This window comes from Fibrobacter intestinalis (genome assembly GCF_900167415.1).
GTDB lineage: Bacteria > Fibrobacterota > Fibrobacteria > Fibrobacterales > Fibrobacteraceae > Hallerella > Hallerella intestinalis.
Window position 1 is genome coordinate 1 of record NZ_FUWU01000107.1, and the last position, 3077, is coordinate 3077.

Below are 3077 nucleotides of genomic sequence, written 5' to 3' on the forward strand. Positions count from 1 at the left end.
ATCCATTCCAAATCGGTCTGGATTCTCGCCAGCGACTCCGAGAGCTTGAGAGCGTCGTAGTCGTCCACACGCTTCTTCAGTTCTTCAATCTCTTTCTTCTGCCCGCGCACGGCGTATAGCAGCCCGATGATGGCCGCCGCCAATGCCGGGCTCGCATTCTGGATGACGTTCAGGATTTCGGTCATTGTTTCTACCTATTTGATGAAAAATCCCGACCATCCCACCGTATTTGTAACTAAACTAGCATCGATGTCCGAATACGAAAGTTCCAGATGCAGAGTGTGTAAATAATTGTCCGGAGCGTCGTATTTCCCGACAATACGGCGAATCACCTCACCGCTTCTGTCTCCTTGCATATCGGCAGTGGCCAGCACGTTGCCGGATTCGTCTTTCAAACTCAGCATCGGAGCCGTATAAACTATCGTCCCATCGTGATGCTTGAAGGTCAGCGTCAGGTCGAAAAAGCTACCGACTTTTGCCTTCATGTCGAATTCTGTTACCGTCGCGGAATTCGAATCCGAAGAAACGGTAACTACCGAGCTGCCCCGGTATGGGAAAAGAGAGACATTTGGAGCATTCACGGCACCATCGGCGATTTTGTCCGTTGTCACGGCACCATCGGCGATTTTGTCCGTTGTCACGGCACCATCGGCGATTTTGTCCGTTGTCACGGCACCATCGACGATAATGAATCTCAATACCTGCCCGCCTCTTGACGCGATCGACTCGGCGTAAACCTGCTGCCAGTATTGGTTGTCTGCTCCCGGCTGACCGAGAATAAGGTTCTCCAGATATTGCGGGTCCTCGCCTAGAGTGACTGCTTCCGCATTCGTGTACACCTTTCCCTTTTCGGCCGGGCGGCTTTTGAAAAGGTCGACGACTTTGACCTTCCTGTCCCTTTTGCTCCCGCTCCCCTGCACGAGGTACAGGTAGTCGTCGCCGGAGATGTTCTCGGCGTCATCCATGTCCAAAAGAGTCGTTATATTTTCTGCCATTTTTTTCAACCCTCCGTTTCGTCGGCATCCTGCAGCGTCCGCAGGAGCCATTCCCTGACTTCGTTCAGTTCTTCGTTTTCCACGGTCAATCCTTCGATGATGCCGCGCGCCGTATGGAAGTAGCCGCTGGAAATGAGCGGCAAAACCGGCGCGAAATCGAGCAGAAGCGAACTGTCGAACGGCAACAATTTCTCGTGCAGGTCGCGGTCGATGCGCTTCGCTATGGCATAGTTCCAGTCCAGCCCGGCGTTCTCGCGTGCGAGGCTCTGTTTAACGCAGTCCGTGGATTCCAGATATTCGTTTCTCTTGTACATGTTATCCCCCGATGTCCGACGCGCCGAAGGAAAGCCAGGGGACGTTCTCCGCCTGAGCCTTGCCGTCCGAAGCCGTCCACCATTTGAGTCCTTCGTATGTCGTCTGCATGTTGTTTTCCATATTGTAGTCGAATACGTAGTTGCTCGTCGTCCCGCTCCCGCTCTGGAGTTTCGCCGCGAACTGGACACCGCAAGATACAAGCTGGATTATGTAACGGCTGTTACGCCCTATGCGTAGCGACCCGCTCGATTCCTCGTGCAGGTCCACGTTGAACTCGCCGTAGGTGCTCCCGTCGATGGCGTAGGTGTCGCCGTGCTCCTGCCCCACGAAGGCGGTCTTGCCCTCGTTCGCGACCAGCGTGTCCGTGGAGCCGAGGAGGTTCATGTCCTTGTCGAAGATGCCTATCCGGAAAATCGGGCGTCCGGAAAAACTGCCGGAAAGGGCGAATCGGCATTTCGTGAGGATTCCCTGCGCGTCGGAGACCCGCTTCATCCGGTAGGCCACAACGTTGATGCCCGTGTCGTCGCCCCATGCCGGGGGTTCCGATGTCCACCACGATCCGTAATTGCCGGTGTTGGCGTTGATGGCCGATTCGTCGATGGTCTTGAGCTTCGGGTCGCTCTCGCCTTCGAGGTTCACGCCGAAGTAGAGCTTGCCGCCGATTTTCTGGATGGTCATCGGGCTCGTGTCGCTTTCCGTGAGGAGCAGGTTTTCCAGATAGTCTGCGACGCCTTCCGCATCCACCTTGGCCTTGCCCGATTCATGCCCGGTGCCGCCCTCTTCGAGAGCCGTCAGCCGGTTCTTGATTGCCGCGTCTTCCATCGTCCTCCCACGGTTCTCTTCGTATAGTCCGATGTGCAATTCTTCTATGTTGGACTTGATGTCTTTGAACGGCATCCTGTACGATCCGATGTCTGGCTCTGTCAGCAGAAGCTGCGCGTTCTCGCTGGCGTCAGCCATCTTTTTTTCTGCCAGTTCCGATACCCTGATCTTGTCAGCCATTACGTTCCCTCCGTCATTATTCGTTCTCCATTCTCTGTCAAAATGAGTTCACCTGTTTCTGCAACGAGTCCCATAGATTCGAGATCGCGTGCCACGGCCAGAATCCTCTTTCCTTCGCCGGTCACTATGAAATCCCCGCCGGATACCGTCCGCAATGCGGCACCCGGCAAAGCCAGCACCCCCGCCGGGGCGAGTTTCTGCAGTTTTTTCCTCGGGATCTGCCTTCCCGCAGGCGTATAGACGAAGAAAGTCGCCGGGCTCTCATCCATGTATTGCGGCTTCGGATCGCCTGAAATATCCGCGGCGTTGGCGATGACGTTGTCCGGGGTGCCTGCGGTGTCACTCTTCAGTAGTTCCAGCAACCGTTCCCTGAACTCGCCGTCGCTTTCTCCATGCTTTCTGACGATGTTCTTTATCTTGCCAATGATGTCCAGCCACGCGCCTTCGGCGGCGTTGATGTCGAAGGCGTCGGATGTCCGTTCTGCTGAATCCTCCGAAGGCTGCAGAGATTCTATGGCCGATTCCAGGACCGACAACAGATTGCCGGATTCCCGGTACTGCTCGATGACAAGCCCCTTGACGCTTTCAAAGAGTTTCAGCGGGTTCATCAGCCGCCCTCTCCGAGAATTACCGTTATTCCTTCCTCATCAAGCGATGCGCATAGGTTGTCCGGCACTTCTATTCTCCCGCTTGTCGCGCTCTTTCCGTCGAAAGTAGCCTTGAACTGCAAGTCCAAGATGCCGGGTACGTTGTCGTAAATCGGCG

General features: G+C 55.4%; 5 protein-coding genes. All 5 read right to left on the reverse strand.

Annotated elements, in window-relative coordinates:
* The coding region (locus tag B5D40_RS15000) for a hypothetical protein (RefSeq protein WP_144319725.1) at positions 1 to 185 on the reverse strand (185 nt) is incomplete at its 3' end.
* A gap of 9 nt (positions 186 to 194) precedes the next feature.
* Positions 195 to 995, reverse strand: coding sequence for a hypothetical protein (locus B5D40_RS15005; protein WP_143394303.1), 801 nt, complete (start codon positions 993 to 995; stop codon positions 195 to 197).
* A 5-nt stretch (positions 996 to 1000) separates the two neighbouring features.
* On the reverse strand, positions 1001 to 1309 hold the full coding sequence (locus B5D40_RS15010) for a hypothetical protein (RefSeq protein ID WP_078777564.1): 309 nt from the start codon (positions 1307 to 1309) through the stop codon (positions 1001 to 1003).
* Between the two features lies 1 nt (position 1310).
* A complete protein-coding gene (locus tag B5D40_RS15015; RefSeq protein ID WP_143394302.1) occupies positions 1311 to 2207 on the reverse strand; it encodes a hypothetical protein in 897 nt (298 codons plus the stop codon).
* A 104-nt stretch (positions 2208 to 2311) separates the two neighbouring features.
* Positions 2312 to 2920 (reverse strand): baseplate wedge 1 family protein, encoded by a 609-nt coding sequence (locus B5D40_RS15020; RefSeq protein ID WP_078777373.1) that lies wholly within the window; start codon positions 2918 to 2920, stop codon positions 2312 to 2314.
* Positions 2921 to 3077 lie beyond the last annotated feature (157 nt).